Here is an 18,657-nt window from a genome sequence, read left to right as displayed (position 1 = left end):
TGACGAGTGTCATGCCGGAAGCATACCGCCCGGCGGACCCGTCATTGCGGGGCAGTCCGCCTGGCTTCCGCGCGATCGTTAGTCGGCCGGGATGAAACGGAGGGTGCCTGCGCGACGCGTTGGCTTGCCGGTGTCATTGGTATGATTGACGCCATCCATCACAGGCACCTCAGGGAAATCGAATGGGCTTACGCCGTCGAGGCACGCCACGTTGACGGCATACAGGCTCTGGTTCGATCGTCGCTGATGATGCGTGTAGATTCCGCAGCGAGAACAGAAGAAGTGCTGTGCCGATCCGGTGTGGAAGCGGTAGCTTGTCAGCGCCTCCTCGCCCTGCAGGAACTTGATCCCACCCATCTCCGCCATGACGACGACGGCACCGCGCATCCGGCAGTAAGAGCAGGTGCAGCGGCGGATCGAATTGAAACCGTCGCTGAGCGTCGCCTCGAAGCGCACCGCGCCGCAATGGCACTGGCCGGCCCGAACGTTCGTGTCGCTCACCATGTCACCTGGGTCCCCTGTCAAGAGATTCCGGGATCGGTCCTGTGGACCGACCCGGAATGACGAACGAGGTGCTTACACCCCGCCCGGATAGTTCGGAGCTTCGCGCGTGATGGTCACGTCGTGGACGTGGCTCTCGCGCAGGCCGGCGCCGGTGATGCGGACGAACTCGGCCTTGTCGTGGAAGTCCTTGATGTCCTTCGCACCAACATAACCCATCGCCGCGCGCAGGCCGCCGGCGAGCTGGTGCATCACGTTGCCGACCGGGCCTTTGTAGGGCACCTGGCCCTCGATGCCTTCGGGCACGAGCTTCAGCGTGTCCTTGATGTCCTGCTGGAAGTAGCGGTCGGCCGAGCCGCGCGCCATCGCGCCGACCGAGCCCATGCCGCGATAGGCCTTGTAGGAGCGGCCCTGCCACAGGAACACTTCGCCGGGTGTCTCGTCGGTGCCGGCGAGCAGCGAGCCGACCATCGCGATGTCGGCGCCGGCGGCCAGCGCCTTGGCGAGGTCGCCGGAATATTTGATGCCGCCGTCGGCGATCACGGGCACGTCGGCCTTCTTCGCCGCCGCGACCGCATCCATGATCGCGGTGAGCTGCGGCACGCCGACGCCGGCGACGATGCGCGTGGTGCAGATCGAGCCCGGGCCGATGCCGACCTTGATGCAGTCGGCGCCTGCATCGATCAGCGCCTGCGCCCCGCCCTCGGTCGCGACGTTGCCTGCCACGACCTGCACGGCGTTGGAGAGCCGCTTGATGCGGTTGACGGCATTGAGCACATGCCGCGAGTGACCATGCGCGGTGTCGACCACGACGACGTCGACGCCGGCATCGATCAGCCGCTCGGTGCGCTCATAGCCAGTCTCGCCGACCGTGGTGGCGGCGGCGACACGCAGCCGGCCTTGCGCGTCCTTGCAGGCCAGCGGATGGGCGACCGCCTTTTCCATGTCCTTGACGGTGATCAGGCCGACGCAGCGATACTGGTCGTCGACCACGACCAGCTTTTCGATGCGATGCTGGTGCAGCATCCGCTTCGCCTCGTCCTGGCTGACACCCTCGCGCACCGTGACGAGGTTCTCGTGCGTCATCAGCTCCGAAACCTTTTGCCGCGGATCGGTTGCGAAGCGCACGTCGCGGTTGGTCAGAATGCCGACCAGCTTGCCCGGCACGTTCTTGCCCGCACCGGTCACGACCGGGATGCCGGAGATGCCGTGATCCTTCATCAGCGTCAGCGCGTCCGACAGCGTGGCCTCGGGACCGATGGTGAGCGGATTGACCACCATGCCGGATTCGAATTTCTTGACCTGCCGCACCTGGGCAGCCTGGCCTTCGGGGTCGAAATTGCGGTGGATGACGCCGAGGCCGCCGGCCTGCGCCATCGCAATCGCCATCCGCGCCTCGGTGACGGTGTCCATCGCGGACGCCATGATCGGGATGTTGAGCTGGATCGCGCGGGTGACGCGCGAGCGAATGTCGACTTCCGAGGGGAGAACGTCGGACAGACCGGGCTTCAGAAGCACATCGTCGAACGTGTAGGCTTCGCGGATAGCCTGAAATCCCGTGGCCATTGCCAACTCCTTATCTGCGGCCTCAGCCGCGAGGGTCTTACGGATGAACGCTACCTGCGGCGACGCTCGCTGCGTCACCGTCGAATCGGCGCCCATCGGTGGGGTTGACGCTGGTCGATAGCATGGCGGCATGACGAATCAAAGTGTTTGCCAGCCATGCACAGGCTTTTTACGGGCCGGTTCAGGGCACTGTAGCCCGCTTAGCGATATCCCTGCGGCGGCCCGTGCCGGCGGATCGCCTCGACCACCTCGCGGTGGCGCCGGTCCTCGCGCTTCATGTGGACCGCGATCACCGCATGAGCCGACGGTACCAGCAGCAAGACGTGGAAAAACAGCCCGAAAATCGCGCAAAACACGATCAGGACCAGATTGAAGATCGCCGAAAACGGCTGTCCGTTCAGGAGCAGCCCGATCGGCGGCAGCAGAGCGGCAAGGACGTAGATCACGGCGCACACCTCGGGCGCTGGCGGATGCATAGCAGCGTCACGCAGGATTTAGGGCGTTTGCCCGGTTCCGCAATAGCGTGGTCCGGGGCAGGATGATATGGCCCCCTCGCTCGCCTTTTTCAGCAAAGCTGTCCCATTTTGATGAACAAGCAACGCCTGATCCCGCTCATCGTCGCCACCGCGCTTTTCATGGAAAACATGGATTCCACGGTGATCGCGACCTCGCTGCCGGCGATCGCCGCCGATATCGGCACCAGCCCCCTGACGCTGAAGCTTGCGATCACGTCCTATCTGCTGTCGCTCGCGGTGTTCATCCCGGCCAGCGGCTGGACCGCGGACCGCTTCGGCGCCCGCATCGTGTTTGCCGGCGCCGTCGCCGTGTTCATGCTGGGCTCGATCGGCTGCGCGCTGTCCTCCTCGGTGACCGATTTCGTGTTCGCCCGCATCCTGCAGGGCCTCGGCGGCGCGATGATGACCCCGGTCGGGCGGCTGGTGCTGCTGCGCTCTGTCGACAAGAGCGCGCTGGTCAACGCGATGGCCTGGGTGACGGTGCCGGCGCTGATCGGTCCGGTGATCGGGCCGCCACTCGGCGGCTTCATCACCACCTATTTCTCCTGGCACTGGATCTTCCTGATCAACATCCCGATCGGGCTGCTCGGCATTTTCCTGGCGCTCAGATATATCGACCCGATCAAGAGCGAGGATCCCGAACGCTTCGATCTGGTGGGACTGGTGCTGGCCGGCATCGGCCTCGCCGGCATCGCCTTCGGGCTGTCGGTCGCGGGCCTCAATCTGTTGCCGTGGCCGATCGTCGCCGCCCTGGTCGGGGTCGGCACGGTGTCGATGACGCTTTACATCCTGCACGCGCGGCGCACCGGATCGCCGGTGCTCGATTTCGGCTTGCTGCGGCTGCCGACCATGCGGGCGTCGATCGTCGGCGGCTTCATGTTCCGGCTCGGCATCGGCGCGCTGCCGTTCCTGCTGCCGCTGCTGATGCAGGTCGGCTTCGGCCTGTCGCCGTTCCAATCCGGTCTCGTCACCTTTGCCTCCGCAGTCGGGGCCATGGGCATGAAGACCCTGGCGGCGCGCATCATCAAGGCCTTCGGATTCCGCAACATGATGACCGTCAACGCGGTGGTCAGCTCGGCCTTCCTCGCCGCCTGCGCCTTGTTCACGATCTCGACGCCGCTGATGCTGATCTTCACCATCCTGGTGGTCGGCGGTTTCTTCCGCTCGCTGCAATTCACCGCGATCAACACCGTGGCCTATGCCGAGGTCGAGGCGCCGCAGATGAGCCGCGCCACCACCCTCGTCAGCGTCAACCAGCAGCTCGCGGTGTCCGCGGGCGTCGCGGTCGGCGCGTTCTCGGTCGAAACCACGCTGGCGCTGCATCACCAGACCGAGCTGTCCGCCGATGTGTTTGGACCGGCGTTCATCGTAGTGTCGCTGATCTCGGCAGCCTCCGCCTGGTTCTTCTGGCAAATGCCCGTTGACGCCGGCAACGAAATCGCCGGCCGCAAGGCGATCGACATCTCGAGCCGCAAGGGCGCCGAAAAGCGCGCCGCGGCTGACGCCGTCAAGGCAGCGACCGAGGACACCCAGAACGCGCGCGATCAACGGCTCGGCTAGTTGATCGAACGAGCCGTTTCCGAAGCACGGACACTGCAAGCCGCCGTCCGGTCACGGCCAGGCCCTCAGGGGTGGCCGGTCATTCCGCCTGGCTGTCCTCGATCCGGACGTTCAACAAGTTCGTATGTGGGAACGTGGGTCGCCTCCAGCCACGATTCCAGCGCAGCTCCGCAGACCGTGCAGATCGCGTCACCCGTATGCGGCACCAAGAACTTCTCTTCAGTGCGTCTGTACTCAGCGCCGCAATTGCATTGAACAATGGTCGCCATATGAGAGATATGCGCCTGCGATATCAGATTTTCCAGCCCTGGCAAGAAACGGCCCCAGTGCGCGAAACCCGACGCTGCACCAAGGCCGCCAACCCGGTGGGGGTTTTCTCCCGGTGAGCTTGGGGGGGCATTGGCCGGGAGCAATGGAGTCGACTCCGGCCAGGCGCCAAGGTTCCAACCGGTCGCACTGAAATGTCGTGCCGCGCGCGAGATCAGCGGCTGGGGTGAGTCCGGTCTCCCTCCGTCAATGACAATCTCTACGATGACGGCTGCTGCTGTCCACGAAACCCCGTCGCCAGCACATAGCGCTCGGACGAATCCTGCCGGCTGGCGGACGGCTTGACGTGACGCACGCTGGCGAAATCGCGCTTCAACTGCACCACCAGCTCGGCGTCGGCGCCGCTCTGGAACACTTTTGCCAGGAACGTGCCGCCGGGATTGAGCACCTCTCCGGCAAAATGCGCGGCGGTCTCGACCAGGCCGATGATGCGTAGCTGATCGGTCTTGCGATGGCCCGTGGTGTTGGCAGCCATGTCGGACATCACGAAATCGGCGCGGCCGCCCATCATCGCGATCAGCTCGTCCGGCGCGTCATGGTCGAGGAAGTCGAGCTGCGCGAACGTCACTCCGGGGATCTCGCCCATCTCGAGCAGATCGATCGCGACTACCTTGCCCTTGCCGTCGGCGGCACCGGTGCGCTTGGCCGCGATCTGGCTCCAGCCGCCGGGCGCAGCGCCGAGGTCGACGACCGTCATACCCGGCTTGAGCAGGCGGTATTTGTCGTCGATCTCGAGCAGCTTGAACGCCGCGCGCGAGCGGTAGCCCATCGCCTTGGCCTTGGCGACATAGGGATCGTTGAGCTGGCGCTCGAGCCAGAGTTTTGACGACAGCTTTCGCTTGCCGCCGCTCTTGACCGTGACGTGCAGCCGCCCGGTGGTGTCTTTCGCCATATTGCTTCTCTACTCCCTCGCCCCGCTCTTGCGGGGAGAGGGTTGGGGTGAGGGGCCGCTTCCGCAATGAGGGTGAGAGATGCGCCCGTGGAGAGTCCCCCTCACCCGGATTGCATTGACATGCAATCCGGCCTCTCCCCGCAAGCGGGGCGAGGCTAAGGCAGCTCTAGCACGCCCGCAGCGCGCCGTCCTCGCGCATCATCTCGACCAGCATGCCCTCGCGCAGGCCGCGATCGGCGACGCGGAGCCGCGGCATCGGGAACGCGTTGCGGATCGCGTCGAGGATCGCGCAGCCGGCCAGCACGAGGTCGGCCCGCTCGACGCTGATGCAGTTGTTGTTGACGCGCGCCTCATAGCTCATGCCGAGCAGCTTCTGGATCGTCGCGGTGACGTCGCCATCGTTCATCCAGATGCCGTCGATGCGGCGGCGATCGTAGCGCGACAGATTGAGGAACACGCCGGCGAGCGTGGTCACGGTGCCCGAGGTGCCGAGCATGTGCATGTCGCGCAGATCCTTGCCGTGCTCGGCCGCGAACGGCGCGACGTGGCGGGCGACCTCATCGATCATCCGCGCATACATGTCCCTGGTGACGTTCTTGCCGCCGAAATGTTCGGCGAGCGTCACGACGCCGAGCGGGATCGACATCCACGCCTTGATGCGCGGCGGCGCATCGGGCACGCCGGGATCGCGCTCGATCCGCACCAGCTCGGTCGAGCCGCCGCCGATGTCGAACAGGATGGCGCCGCGCCCCTTCGGGTCGAGCAGCGGCGAGCAGCCGATCACGGCGAGCGTTGCCTCGGTCTCGCGATCGATCACCTCGAGCTCGATGCCGGTCTCGGCTGCGACGCGCGCGCGAAAGCTTTCGGCATTGCCGGCGGCGCGGCAAGCCTCGGTGGCGATCAGCCGCAGCCGGCGGGCCTTGCGATAGCGGATCTTGTCGCTGCAAATGGCGAGCGCTGCAATCGCCCGCTCGATCGCGGCCTCGCTGATCGAGCCGGTCGCGGCGATGCCCTCGCCAAGCCGGATGATCCGCGAGAACGAGTCGACCACGCGGAACCCGTCGCCGGTGGGACAGGCGATCAACAGCCGGCAATTGTTGGTGCCGAGGTCGAGCGCGGCGTAGACGCCGCTTTCCGCGGCCGCCGCAATCAGCCCTGACGGGGCTTCGCCGGCCGGAGGGCCGTCACAAAGCCGCACATAGTCATTCATCAAAACACTGTCTTTCCGCAGGACCCCAAGGGCAATCCATGGGCCCGCCGAATAATTGTCCGTTCACGGAAACTTTAGCAGCGTCAAAGCCCTACGCAAACTCCGTTCACATTGGGTCCATGCCCAATCGGGCGTTGTCGTTAAGGGGGGCGTGCGTTATCTCGTCTGCGCCCCCAAACTCCAGCAAATCCGGGCATTTCAGGTCATTTTCGATGCAAGATCATACGCCGCCCGCCTCCCTCGAAAACGCTATCGCACTGCAAAAATACGGTGTCGGACAGCCTGTTCGACGAAAGGAGGACGACACCCTGGTGCGCGGCAAGGGCAAATACACCGACGATTTCTCCCTTCCCGGCCAGGCCACCTGCTGGATGGTCCGCTCCTCCCACGCCCACGGCATCATCAAGGGGATCGATACGGAAGCCGCCAAGGCGATGCCGGGCGTGCTCGGCGTCTGGACCGGCGCGGACCTTGCGGCCGCGGGCTACAACCCCTTCACCTGCGGCCTGCCGCTGAAGAACCGCGACGGTTCGCCGCTCAAGCAGACCAACCGCCCGGCGCTCGTGACCGACAAGGTGCGCTTCGTCGGCGATCCCGTCGCCTTCGTGGTCGCGGAAACCGCAGCGCAGGCTCGCGATGCGGCTGAGGCCGTCGAGCTCGACATCGAGCCGCTGCCCGCGGTGACGGACGCGGCCGAAGCGACCAAGCCGGGCGCGCCGCAGCTCTATGACAACATCCCCGATAACGTCGCGCTCGACTATCATTATGGCGACACCGCCAGGATCGAGGCGGCGTTCGCCGCCGCCGCGCACGTCACAAAACTCGACATCGTCAACACCCGTGTCGCCGTGGTCTCGATGGAGCCGCGCGTCGCGCTCGCGCATTACGACAAGAAGACCGAGCGCTTCACGCTGCAGGTGCCGACCCAGGGCGTCTCCGGCAACAAGGCGATCCTGGCGCGCCTGCTCAACGTGCCCGCCGACAAGGTCCGCATCCTCACCGGCAATGTCGGCGGCTCGTTCGGGATGAAGAACCTCAACTACCCCGAATACACCTGCATCGCGCATGCGGCGCGCGAGCTCGGCCGCCCGGTGAAGTGGCTGGATGAGCGCTCGACCAGCTTCCTGTCCGACAGCCAAGGCCGCGCGCAGCTGATCCATGCCGAGCTCGCGCTCGATGCCGACGGCACGTTCCTCGCGGTGCGGCTCTCCGGCTACGGCAATCTCGGCGCCTACATCACCGGCGTCGCGCCGGGCCCGCTGTCGCTCAACACCGGCAAGAACCTCGCCAGCGTCTATCGCACGCCGCTGCTCGGCGTCGACATCAAGACGGTCGTGACCAACACCACGCTGATGGGCGCCTATCGCGGCGCCGGCCGGCCCGAGGCCAATTACTACATGGAGCGGCTGATCGACGCCGCCGCCGACGAGATGGGCATCAACCGCTTCACGCTGCGCAAGCGCAACTTCATCAAGCCGTCGCAGCTGCCGTTCCCGGCCGCCTCCGGCGTCACCTATGACAGCGGCGATTTCGCCGGCGTGTTCCAGAAGGCGCTGGAGATATCCGACTACGAGAACTTCGCCAAGCGCAAGAAGGAGAGCAAAAAGAGCGGCAAGCTGCGCGGCATCGCCGTCGGCTCCTATCTCGAGGTCACCGCGCCGCCGAGCGGCGAGCTCGGCAAGATCACCTTCGAGCCCGACGGCTCGGTGAAGCTCACCACCGGCACGCTCGACTACGGCCAGGGCCACGCCACGCCGTTCGCGCAGGTTTTGTCCGACCAGCTCGGCGTTCCCTTCGAGAAGATCACGCTTGAACAGGGCGACAGCGATCTCGTGCGCTTCGGCAACGGCACCGGCGGCTCGCGCTCGATCACCGCGACCGGACAGGCGATCGTCGAGGCTTCCGCGCTGGTGGTCGAGAAGGGCAAGAAGGCCGCCGCGCACATGCTGGAGGCCTCCGAGGCCGACATCGAATTCGGCCAGGGCCGCTTCACCATCGCCGGCACCGACCGCTCGATCGGCATCATGGAGCTCGCCGAGCGGATGCGCGACAGCAAGATGCCGGAGGGCACGCCTGAGACGCTCGACGTCGATCACGCCACCAAGGAGACGGCGTCGACCTTCCCGAACGGCTGTCACGTCGCCGAGGTCGAGATCGATCCCGACACCGGCGTGACGCGGATCGTGCGCTACTCGGCGGTCAACGATTTCGGCACCGTGGTCAATCCGATGATCGTCGCCGGCCAGTTGCATGGCGGCGTGGCGCAGGGCATCGGCCAGGCGCTGATGGAGGAAGTGAGCTACGACGGCTCGGGCCAGCCGATCACCGGCTCGTTCATGGACTACGCGCTGCCGCGCGCCGGCGACGTGCCGTCGATGCTGGTCGGCGATCATCCCTCGCCGGCGAAGTCCAACCCGCTCGGCACCAAGGGCTGCGGCGAAGCCGGCTGCGCCGGCAGCCTCGTCTGCATCGTCAATGCCGTGGTGGATGCGCTGTCGGAGTACGGCATCAAGCACATCAACATGCCGCTGACGCCCGAACGCGTCTGGCGCGCGATCCAGGATGCCAAGGCGAAGGCGGCGGCTTGAAGCAGGCGCCGTCGCCACAAACAACGCTGTCGCCGCCAACACCGCTGTCGTCGCCCGCGAAGGCGGGCGATCCAGTATCCCAGAGACGATTGTGCTTGAGCCGAAAGGCCCGGCGTACCGGATCCCCCGCATGCGCGGGGGATGACAGTTGTAGGCGATGCGAGAGCTCAGCCCACCTCACATTCGTCATGCCCAGGCTTGACCCGGGCATCCATCGACTTGAAACGACTCTTGCAAAGGCGATGGATTACCGGGTCAAGCCCCGCAATGACGGAGCCCCCTACGCCGCCGCCTGCTCGCGCGGCTGGGTGATGGCGATGTGGTGGCAATGCGCGAGCGGCACGCCGTTGCCGAGCACCAGCGCGTCGAGCTCGACGAAGCGGTGGCCCTTCTTGTCGTAATTGCCGGTCACCTTGGCGCGCGCGGTCAACTCGTCGCCGATCTTGCCCGCCGACAACAGCTGCATGCGGGTGCCCACGTGGATCCAAGGCCCGAGGATCGCATTGTCGACCAGGACCTTGTTCATCACCCGCGGCAGCAGGCCGGGATGGCCGAGACCTTCGCGCAGATAGATCGGGTCGGTCTCCCGGATATCGGCGAGATACTCCTTCGCGGCGTCGCCGGACCAGTCGCGCGGAATCGTGCCGAGCCACTTGCCTTCTTCATAGGACAACGCGCTGACCGGCTTGCGCTCGGCGACGGCCGCAACCTGCTTGTAATCGTCGAGCACAAACTTCGGTGCAGAGGCCGGCAGCGACGCGGTGCCGGTCGCACAGAGCTCGCCGCGGCTGGTGAGCTCGATCGTGAACCCATTGCCGGTCTCCCGTCCGGTCAATTCGGCGATCTCGCCGTCATAGACCGGCTTCACGAAGCGAGCCTCGATCAGGCCACGTTCCAGGAAATCGCGGCCCCACTTCTCGACCGGCAGGTGCATCATGTAGGCCATCACATCGACGCCGGGGACGAGCCCACCGGAAAAGCCGAACTTCCGCGCCACCGTGTCGTCGTGGATCTTGTTCTCCGACAGTTTCGAGGTGTTGTACGCCGAGACGCGGTAGACCTGCGATCCGGTCTGCGAGTTCATGGGGTTTTCCCTTATTTCCGTTGTTTTTCTGGTGACAATGGTAGTCGAACGAAAAGGCATGGCAAGCCTCTCGTTTTGCTCGCAATTTTCCGCACCATGGAGTACACGCAGGCCGCGCCTGCCAACCAATGAATCGATGACTGAAACCCCCGCCCAGACCCGCATCTATGTCGACGCCGACGCCTGCCCGGTGAAGGACGAAATCTATCGCGTCGCGATCCGGCTCGGCGTGCCCGTCAGCGTGGTCGCGGGCAACTTCATCCGCGTGCCGCAGGATCCCCTGATCGAGCGCATCGCCGCCGGTTCCGGCATGGATGCGGCCGATGACTGGATCGCGGAACGCGCGCATGAGGGCGACGTCGTCATAACAGCCGACATTCCGCTGGCGAGTCGCTGCGTCAAGGCCGGCGCCGATGTGATCGCGCCGAACGGCAAGCCGTTCACCGAACAATCGATCGGCATGACGCTCGCGGTGCGCAATCTGATGACCGATCTGCGCTCGTCGGGTGAGATCACCGGCGGGCCGAAATCCTACTCGCCGCGCGACCGCTCGAATTTCCTGTCGATGCTCGACCAGACCATCCGCCGCATCCAGCGCCGCCGCGCCGAGCAGGCGCCGGCGAACGGAGTTTAGCGCGATGGCCCCACCGCTCATCCAGCTCAAGGACATCAGCCTGACGTTTGGCGGCACGCCGCTGCTCTCCGGCGTCGAGCTGTCGGTCTCCGCGGGCGAGCGCGTCTGCCTGATCGGCCGCAACGGCTCCGGCAAGTCGACGCTGCTGCGGATCGCGGCAGGCATTGTCGAGCCTGATGGGGGCAGCCGCTTCGTGCAGCCCGGCGCCACCATCCGCTATCTGCCGCAGGAGCCGGATTTCGGCGACCACAAGACGACACTGGCCTATGTCGAGGCCGGGCTTGGCCCCGGCGACGACCATTACCAGGCGCGCTATCTCCTCGAACAGCTCGGCCTCAGCGGCGAGGAAGATCCCGCGCATGTCTCCGGCGGCGAAGCGCGCCGCGCGGCGCTGGCACGCGTGCTGGCGCCCTCGCCCGACATTCTGCTGCTGGACGAGCCGACCAACCATCTCGATTTGCCGACCATCGAATGGCTCGAAGGCGAATTGGAGAGTCGGCGCTGCGCGCTGGTCCTGATCAGCCACGACCGCCGCTTCCTGACCAATCTGTCGCGCACCACCGCCTGGCTCGACCGCGGCCAGATCCGGCAGATCGAGCGCGGCTTCGGCGCGTTCGAGGCGTGGCGCGACGAGGTGCTCGCTGAGGAAGAGCGCGAGCAGCACAAGCTCGACCGCAAGATCGTCAACGAGGAGCACTGGCTGCGCTACGGCGTCTCCGGCCGCCGCAAGCGCAACGTCAAGCGGCTCGGCAATCTCTTTGCGCTGCGCGACCAGCGCCGCGACTATCGCGGCGCCACCGGCAATGCCACGCTCGCCGCCGCCGAGGCCGAGAAATCCGGCCGCCTCGTGATCGAGGCGAAGACCATCACCAAGGCCTATGGCGAGCGCACGATCGTCGATACCTTCTCGACCCGGATCCAGCGCGGCGACCGCGTCGGCATCGTCGGCCCGAACGGCGCCGGCAAGACCACATTGGTGCATCTCCTGATCGGCAACGATCCGCCCGACTCCGGTTCGGTGCGGCTCGGGGCCAATATCGAGATGGCAACGCTCGACCAGCATCGCGAGAGTCTCGATCCGAAGCTGACGCTGGCCGAGGCTTTGACCGGTGGCCGCGGCGATCACGTCATGGTCGGCGACAAGTCGAAGCACGTCATCGGCTACATGAAGGATTTCCTGTTCGCGCAGGAACAGCGCGGCACGCCGCTGGAAGCCCTTTCCGGCGGCGAGCGCGGCCGGCTGATGCTGGCGCGCGCGCTGGCCAAGCCGTCGAACCTGTTGATCCTGGACGAGCCGACCAACGACCTCGACCTCGAAACCCTCGACGTGCTCGAGGACATGCTCGGCGATTACGACGGCACCGTGATCCTGATCAGCCACGACCGCGACTTCCTCGACCGCGTGGTGACGTCGGTGATCGTGCCCGAAGGCCAGGGCCGCTGGATCGAATATGCCGGCGGCTATTCCGACATGCTGGCGCAGCGCGGCGCCGACGTGAAGCGCGAGACGGTGAAGGCGGACGCCGCAATCGAGGAGAAGAAGGAAGCCAGGGCCGCGGCACCCGAAGCGGCCCCGAGGCGTCGGCTCAGCTTCAACGAGAAGCACGCGCTGGAGACGCTGCCGAAGACCATCGACAGGCTGCACGCCGAGATCGCAAAGCAGCAGAAGCTGCTCGACGATCCCGATCTCTATGCGAAGGATCGCAAAAAGTTCGACGCCGCCTCGGCCGCGATCGCCAAGGCGCAGGACGAGCTCGCCACCGCCGAAGACCGCTGGCTCGAGCTCGAAGTGCTCCGCGAAGAGATCGAACAGGCATGATGCGTAGGATGGGTAGAGCGCAGCGAAACCCATCATGACGCAACGAAGAAATTCGATGGGTTTCGCTGCGCTCTACCCATCCTACGAGGCAGAAGAGAGAAAAGCATGACCACGCCCCTCGCCGCCAAGATCGCCAAGGAATACGGCACGCCCTGCGCCGTGATCGACATGGACCGGGTCGAGCGCAACATCGCGCGCATCCAGAAAGCCTGCGACGAGGCCGGCATCGCCAACCGGCCGCACATCAAGACCCACAAGAACCCGATGCTGGCACAGCTGCAGATCAAGGCCGGCGCCAAGGGCATCACCTGCCAGAAGCTCGGCGAGGCCGAGATCATGGCCGATAGCGGCATCGACGACATCCTGATCAGCTACAATCTGCTCGGCGACGAGAAGATGGCCCGGCTCGGTGCCTTGCAGGGCAAGGCCAACGTCACCGTCGCGGCCGACAATTCGGTCGTGGTCGGCGATCTGCCGAAGGCGGCAGCCGCGTCCGGCCGCCCGCTCTCGGTCGTGGTCGAATGCGACACCGGGCGCAAGCGCGCCGGCGTCGAGACCCCGGCCGAGGCGATCGCGCTGGCGCGCGAGATCGCCGGTTCGAAGGGCCTGAGCTTCGCCGGCTTCATGCTGTACCCGACCGAGACCGGTTGGGCGGATGCGCAGAAATTCTACGACGAGGCGCTGGCCGGCGTGCGCGCCCACGGCCTCGATGCGACCATCGTCTCCACCGGCGGCACGCCGAACCTCGTCAATCTCGGCAAACTGAAGGGCGGCACCGAGCACCGCTTCGGCACCTATATCTACAACGACCGCATGCAGGTCGCGGCCGGCGTCGCCACCTGGGATGACTGCGCGCTGCATATCTATTCCACCGTGGTGAGCCGTGCCGGCCCCGAGCGCGGCATCCTCGATGCCGGCTCCAAGACGCTGACCTCGGACACCGGCGGCCTCGAAGGCCACGGCCTGATCCTCGAACACCCCGAGGCCAAGATCGCACGCTTTGCCGAGGAGCACGGCTTCCTCGACCTCTCCCGCAGCAACACCCGCCCCAACGTCGGCGACGTCGTGCGGATCGTGCCCAATCACGTCTGCGTCGTCGTCAACATGATGGACGAGGTCGTGATGGTGCGCGGCGACGAGATCATCGGCGCGCTGCCGGTGACGGCGCGCGGCAAGCTGCGTTAGCCGTGATCCGTTGGATGGGTAGAGCGCAGCGAAACCCATCATGCTTCCGCGTGGATCGAAATCGATGGGTTTCGCTTCGCTCTACCCATCCTACGAATCTACCCGCGGATCAGCGCCTGCAGCTCGCGGTCCAGCGCATCGCGAAACACCTCGATCGGCCGCGCCAGGCGGCCGGCGGGCGGGCGATGCACGATCCAGGCGCGCACCGCCGGATTGAAATCCGCGATCTTCACGGTCTTGAGCCGGCCGCGGATCGGGCTTCGCTTCAACGCCACCGGCGTGACGAGGCCGATGCCGAGCCCGCGCGCCACCAGCGACAGGCGTAATTCGCTGTCGAGCGCCTCGACCGCGATGGTGAACGGCAGATGCGCCGCGTCGAAATGGCGCTTCAGCGTCTGGCGGAAGCCGCAGCCGTCCTGGTTGATCACCCACCCGGTCCGCGACAGCCATTCGAGGTCGACGAATTCCGGCGTCTTCATCTCGCGCGCGACGACGAACACCACCGGCTGTGCGCCGAGATCGGAGGCCGCGAGATCCTCGGGCGGCGGGGTGCCGTCGGGCAGGCAGATCGCGGCGGCATCGAGCTCGTTGCGGCTGACCCGCTCCATGTGGTTGGGCGACCAGCCCGAGACGACGCGCACCGCGAGCGCAGGGAATTCGCCGCGCACCGCATCAAGCGGACCGGTGAGCCCCGCCTCCGACAAGAACGGCGTCAGGCCGAGCCTGAACTCGCCGCGCACCACGCCGTCATTGGCGACGCCTGACTTGAGGTCGTCGAGCATGCGCAGCACGCGGCGGCCCTGCTCATAGGCCTCGATCCCCGCCGCCGTCGGCTTCAGCGGCTTCGACAGCCGGTCGAGCAGCTGCGCGCCCAGCATCTCCTCGAGATTCTGGATCCGCCGCGTCACGCCGGGCTGGGTCAGGTTCAGCCGCGCTGAGGCAGCGACGATCGATCCGGTCTCCACCACGGCGACGAACGCCACAAGGTCGTGGGTGTTCATAACAAACTCGCATATTCTTCATCAACTTATTTGAATTGTAGCATATTACACCGATCCCCTAAAGGGGTCTCGCCACTCCATCGCGAGGTCCCATGACGATTTCCGAAGCCACCAAGCTCTCCCCGGCGCGCGCCGTCTCCGTGCGTCCCCTGATCTGGATCGGCGCCATCACGACCGGCACCGTCGTCACCAATCTGTTTGCGCCGCAGATCCTGGTTGGCCTGATGAGCCGATCGCTCGCCATGACCGCGCTGCAGGCCGGCCTGATCTCGACGCTGACCCTGCTCGGCTACGCGCTCGGGCTGTTGCTGCTGGTGCCGCTGGTCGATCTCGCCGAGAACAAGCGGCTGATCCTGCGCACACTTGCCTGCGCCATCGTGGCCGCGATCGGCACCGCGCTGGCGCCGACGCCGCTGATCTTGTTGGCCGCCACCTTCATCCTCGGCGCCTCCTGCGCCGCGATCCAGATGGTGGTGCCGCTGGTCGCCTCGATGGTACCGCCGGAGCGCCGCGGACAAGCGATCGGCGATGTCATGAGCGGCCTGATGATCGGCATCCTGCTGTCACGGCCGATGGCGAGCTTGATCGCGGACAGCTGGAACTGGCGCGGCTACTATCTCACCTCGGCCGTCCTGATGACCGTGCTCGGTTGCGCGCTGGCGCGCTATCTGCCGACGCTGCAGCCCGCGGCGAAGGTCAGCTACGGTGGGCTGCTGCGTTCATTTCCGAGATTGCTGCGCGAGGAGCCGGTGCTGCGCGTTCGGTCCTGGACCGCCGCGCTGGTGATGGCATCGTTCACCGCATTCTGGGCCGCGGTGGCGCTGCGGCTGCCGGATGCGCCGTTCAAGCTCGACGCCAAGGGGATCGCGCTGTTCGCGCTGATTGGCGTGGCCGGGGCAGCGGCAACCCCGATCGCCGGACGCTGGGGCGACCGAGGTTTCGCGCGGCCGTTGCTAATCGTCTCGCACCTTCTCATCGTCGGTGCGCTCGCGCTGTGCGCCTGGGCCGGCATGACCGAATCGCGGATCACGGCCCTCGCGCTGCTTGGCGTCGGCGCCGTGCTGCTCGATTTCGGCATCACCACCGACCAGACGCTCGGCCGCCGCGCCGTCAATCTGTTGCAGCCGGAGGCGCGCGGCCGGATCAACGGCCTGTTCGTGGCGTTGTTCTTCATCGGCGGCGCGGTTGGCGCGGCGGCTGCGTCGGCGGCGTGGAGTTATGGTGGATGGACGGCGGTCTGCGCGGTGGCTGCCACGTTCGGTGTGCTCGGGTTCATCACCGACATCGCGACGAAGACAGGATCGGAATGAGTGGCACCGCGTAGGATGGGTAGAGCGCAGCGAAACCCATCATGCTTCCGCGCGGAAGGAAGTCGATGGGTTTCGCTTCGCTCTACCCATCCTACGATTTCTGCGCGAGCCATCGCAACGCGCCCTTCCCCGCAGCGCCCCCCGTCGCAAACGACGCCTGCAACAGATAGCCGCCGGTCGGCGCCTCCCAGTCGAGCATCTCGCCGGCGGCGAAAACGCCGGGCAGCCGACGCAGCATGAAGTGCGCGTCGAGCTCGTCGAACCTGATCCCGCCGGCGCTCGAGATCGCGCGCGCGATCGGCGCCACGCCCGATATCTCGATCGGCACCGCATTGATCAGCCCGGCCAGTCCAGCCGGCGGCCGCGCGGCCAGCGATCGGCCGGAGACGGCGGCCGCCTCCTGCAACAGCCCGATGCCGACCGGCGAGAGCTGCGCGGCCTTGCGCAGGAAGTTGGAGAAGGACTGCTTGCCCTTCGGCGCCGACAGGCGTGCAATCAGTTCGTCATGTGCAGCATCAGGCCGCAGCGCCACGCTGAGCGTCGCCGTTCCCTTGGCGAGCACCGCCTCGCGCAATTCCGCCGACAGCGCGTAGATCGCGCCGCCTTCGATGCCGGTGCGGGTGACGATCGCCTCACCGCGCACGGTGTGCGGGCCGATCGTGAGGGCGACGCCTTTGAGCGGCTGGCCCTCAAACCGGTCACGAAAGACATTCGACCACGCGACCGTGAAGCCGGAATTGGCCGGTTTCATCGGAGCCACGGCAATGCCCTTCGCCGCGAGGAGCTCCGCCCAGGCACCGTCCGAGCCGAGCCGCGGCCAGCTCGCGCCGCCGAGCGCGAGCACGGCTGCGTCAGCGTTGACCGCGCGCGGGCCGTCCGGCGTCTCAAACAGCAGTCCGCCGCGCACGTCCCAACCGATCCAGCGATGCCGGAATGCGAACGCAACGCCCGCGGCATCGAGCCGCCGCAGCCAGGCGCGCAAGAGAGGTGATGCCTTGAATGCCTTGGGAAACACCCGGCCGCTGCTGCCGACGAAGGTCGGCTGCCCCAGCGCTTCGCTCCAGGCGCGCAAGCTGTCCGGCGGAAACGCCTCGACCGCGGCCTTCAGGTGCGTCATCCCCTCGCGATAGCGCGCAAGAAAATCGGGCAACGGCTCACTGTGGGTAAGATTGAGCCCGCCGCGCCCGGCCATCAGGAACTTGCGGCCGGCCGACGGCATCGCGTCATAGACGGTGACGTGCGCCCCGCCCGCCGCAAGCGTTTCCGCCGCCATCAGGCCGGCGGGACCGGCTCCGATGACGGCGACGCTCATGCTTAGAGCTTGATCCCGGCCCGCGCGGCGGCCTGGGCGACGTATTTCTGCGTCTGCTCGAACGCGCCCTGCAACGCCTTCGCGGTCGACATGTCGCTGATCGCGTTGAAGTGCGCGGCGACGCCGTCGGGCGTCCATTCGGATTGCGGCAGGTTGACGCCTTCGGTCTCCAGCACGCGGATCACCGCGAACGAACCGGCACCGGCGCCCATGATGGTGCGGGTCGGCGCATCCTCCGAGAGCAGGAATTCGACCGCCGGCGTGATCGCTTCCGGCTTCATCAGCGCCAGCGCCTGCGGCGGCAGCAGTTCCTCGGTCATGCGGGTCGCAGCCGTCGGCGAGATGGTGTTGACCTTGATGTTGTTCTTGCGGCCCTCTTCGGCGAGCACATTCATCAGGCCGACCATGCCGGCCTTCGCTGCGCCGTAATTGGCCTGGCCGAAATTGCCGAACAGGCCGGACGACGACGTCGTCAGCACGATGCGGCCGTAGTTGCGCTCGCGCATGCCGGCCCACACCGCCTTGCAGCAATAGAAGGTGCCGGTGAGATGCACGTCGAGCACTTTGGCCCAGTCGGCAACCTCGAGCTTGGTGAACGACTTGTCGCGCAGGATGCCGGCATTGGCGCAGAGCAGATCGACGCTGCCCCACTCCTTGGTGGCGCGCTCGACCATCGCGGTGACCTGCTCGAAGTTCGAGACGTCGGCGCCGTCGGCCATCGCGGTGCCGCCGGCCTTGCGGATCTCCTCGACCACGGTCTCGGCCGGCGACAGCGAACCGCCGGTGCCGTCGCGCGCGCCGCCGAAATCGTTGACCACGACCTTGGCGCCGCGGCTGGCGAGCCCCAGCGCATGCGCCCGCCCAAGACCATTGCCCGCGCCGGTGACGATAGCGACGCGTCCGTCAAACCTGATTGCCATGCTTGTCGTTCCTGCTCTTACTTCCCTTCCCCCCCTTTTGGGAGAAGGTGGCGCGAAGCGCCGGATGAGGGGTCTGTCTCCGCGAGCGCACGTGAGTGTCTTTGCGTAGAGACAGACCCCTCACCCGGCTTCGCGTTCCGCGAAGCCACCCTCTCCCACAGGGGGAGAGGGCGAAAACGCTCGCGATTGGCCGCTTTTGAGCAGCGATGGATGGCCGGGTCAAGCCCGGCCAG

Annotated in this window: 15 protein-coding genes; 6 read left to right on the top strand and 9 right to left on the bottom strand. The window is 66.4% G+C overall.

The window, feature by feature from the left end:
- Positions 1-78: 78 nt before the first annotated feature.
- From AAFG13_RS01675 to AAFG13_RS01665, 3 genes are all read right to left on the bottom strand, one after another.
- Positions 79-504: a GFA family protein gene (locus AAFG13_RS01675; protein WP_342710938.1), complete on the bottom strand. Its 426-nt coding sequence runs from the start codon at positions 502-504 to the stop codon at positions 79-81.
- A gap of 72 nt (positions 505-576) precedes the next feature.
- Positions 577-2,067, bottom strand: a complete 1,491-nt coding sequence (gene guaB / locus AAFG13_RS01670) for an IMP dehydrogenase (RefSeq protein ID WP_212317952.1) — start codon at positions 2,065-2,067, stop codon at positions 577-579.
- A 200-nt stretch (positions 2,068-2,267) separates the two neighbouring features.
- The gene (locus tag AAFG13_RS01665; protein ID WP_092125564.1) at positions 2,268-2,513 is read right to left on the bottom strand and encodes a hypothetical protein; all 246 of its coding nucleotides are present in this window, start codon (positions 2,511-2,513) and stop codon (positions 2,268-2,270) included.
- Positions 2,514-2,654: 141 nt separating this feature from the next.
- Here AAFG13_RS01665 and AAFG13_RS01660 point away from each other — a divergent pair, with 141 nt between their 5' ends.
- Positions 2,655-4,142, top strand: coding sequence for a DHA2 family efflux MFS transporter permease subunit (locus tag AAFG13_RS01660; protein WP_342710937.1), 1,488 nt, complete (start codon positions 2,655-2,657; stop codon positions 4,140-4,142).
- A 526-nt stretch (positions 4,143-4,668) separates the two neighbouring features.
- Here AAFG13_RS01660 and AAFG13_RS01655 read toward each other — a convergent pair.
- On the bottom strand, positions 4,669-5,361 hold the full coding sequence (locus AAFG13_RS01655) for an RlmE family RNA methyltransferase (protein ID WP_342710936.1): 693 nt from the start codon (positions 5,359-5,361) through the stop codon (positions 4,669-4,671).
- Between the two features lie 166 nt (positions 5,362-5,527).
- Positions 5,528-6,571 (bottom strand): Ppx/GppA phosphatase family protein, encoded by a 1,044-nt coding sequence (locus tag AAFG13_RS01650; protein ID WP_092113181.1) that lies wholly within the window; start codon positions 6,569-6,571, stop codon positions 5,528-5,530.
- A gap of 212 nt (positions 6,572-6,783) precedes the next feature.
- Between AAFG13_RS01650 and AAFG13_RS01645 the strand changes: the two genes are divergently transcribed.
- Positions 6,784-9,159: a xanthine dehydrogenase family protein molybdopterin-binding subunit gene (locus tag AAFG13_RS01645; protein ID WP_212317959.1), complete on the top strand. Its 2,376-nt coding sequence runs from the start codon at positions 6,784-6,786 to the stop codon at positions 9,157-9,159.
- A gap of 280 nt (positions 9,160-9,439) precedes the next feature.
- On the opposite strand, the gene AAFG13_RS01640 is transcribed toward AAFG13_RS01645, so the two are convergent.
- Positions 9,440-10,243 carry a hypothetical protein gene (locus AAFG13_RS01640; RefSeq protein WP_342710935.1) on the bottom strand — a complete coding sequence of 268 codons (804 nt, stop codon included), beginning with the start codon at positions 10,241-10,243 and terminating at the stop codon, positions 9,440-9,442.
- A gap of 136 nt (positions 10,244-10,379) precedes the next feature.
- Between AAFG13_RS01640 and AAFG13_RS01635 the strand changes: the two genes are divergently transcribed.
- The 3 genes from AAFG13_RS01635 (at position 10,380) to AAFG13_RS01625 (ending at position 13,881) form a co-directional block, all read left to right on the top strand.
- Positions 10,380-10,877 carry a YaiI/YqxD family protein gene (locus AAFG13_RS01635; protein ID WP_342710934.1) on the top strand — a complete coding sequence of 166 codons (498 nt, stop codon included), beginning with the start codon at positions 10,380-10,382 and terminating at the stop codon, positions 10,875-10,877.
- Between the two features lie 4 nt (positions 10,878-10,881).
- The gene (locus AAFG13_RS01630; protein ID WP_342710933.1) at positions 10,882-12,696 is read left to right on the top strand and encodes an ABC-F family ATP-binding cassette domain-containing protein; all 1,815 of its coding nucleotides are present in this window, start codon (positions 10,882-10,884) and stop codon (positions 12,694-12,696) included.
- 105 nt (positions 12,697-12,801) lie between these two features.
- Positions 12,802-13,881, top strand: coding sequence for a D-TA family PLP-dependent enzyme (locus AAFG13_RS01625; RefSeq protein WP_342710932.1), 1,080 nt, complete (start codon positions 12,802-12,804; stop codon positions 13,879-13,881).
- Between the two features lie 98 nt (positions 13,882-13,979).
- Here the strand turns inward: AAFG13_RS01625 and AAFG13_RS01620 are convergent, their stop codons facing one another.
- Positions 13,980-14,882 (bottom strand): LysR family transcriptional regulator, encoded by a 903-nt coding sequence (locus tag AAFG13_RS01620; protein ID WP_342710931.1) that lies wholly within the window; start codon positions 14,880-14,882, stop codon positions 13,980-13,982.
- A 92-nt stretch (positions 14,883-14,974) separates the two neighbouring features.
- Here AAFG13_RS01620 and AAFG13_RS01615 point away from each other — a divergent pair, with 92 nt between their 5' ends.
- Entirely contained in the window at positions 14,975-16,192 is a 1,218-nt protein-coding gene (locus tag AAFG13_RS01615) for an MFS transporter (RefSeq protein ID WP_342710930.1), read from the top strand.
- A gap of 91 nt (positions 16,193-16,283) precedes the next feature.
- On the opposite strand, the gene AAFG13_RS01610 is transcribed toward AAFG13_RS01615, so the two are convergent.
- Together AAFG13_RS01610 and AAFG13_RS01605 are read right to left on the bottom strand one after the other, a co-directional pair.
- On the bottom strand, positions 16,284-17,504 hold the full coding sequence (locus AAFG13_RS01610) for a TIGR03862 family flavoprotein (RefSeq protein ID WP_342710929.1): 1,221 nt from the start codon (positions 17,502-17,504) through the stop codon (positions 16,284-16,286).
- A gap of 2 nt (positions 17,505-17,506) precedes the next feature.
- Positions 17,507-18,424, bottom strand: coding sequence for an SDR family NAD(P)-dependent oxidoreductase (locus tag AAFG13_RS01605; RefSeq protein ID WP_028344663.1), 918 nt, complete (start codon positions 18,422-18,424; stop codon positions 17,507-17,509).
- Positions 18,425-18,657: the final 233 nt, after the last annotated feature.

It is taken from the genome of Bradyrhizobium sp. B124 (assembly GCF_038967635.1).
Taxonomy (GTDB): domain Bacteria; phylum Pseudomonadota; class Alphaproteobacteria; order Rhizobiales; family Xanthobacteraceae; genus Bradyrhizobium.
Note: the sequence above shows the minus strand (reverse complement) of the source record. Positions and strands in the feature narration are given on the sequence as shown.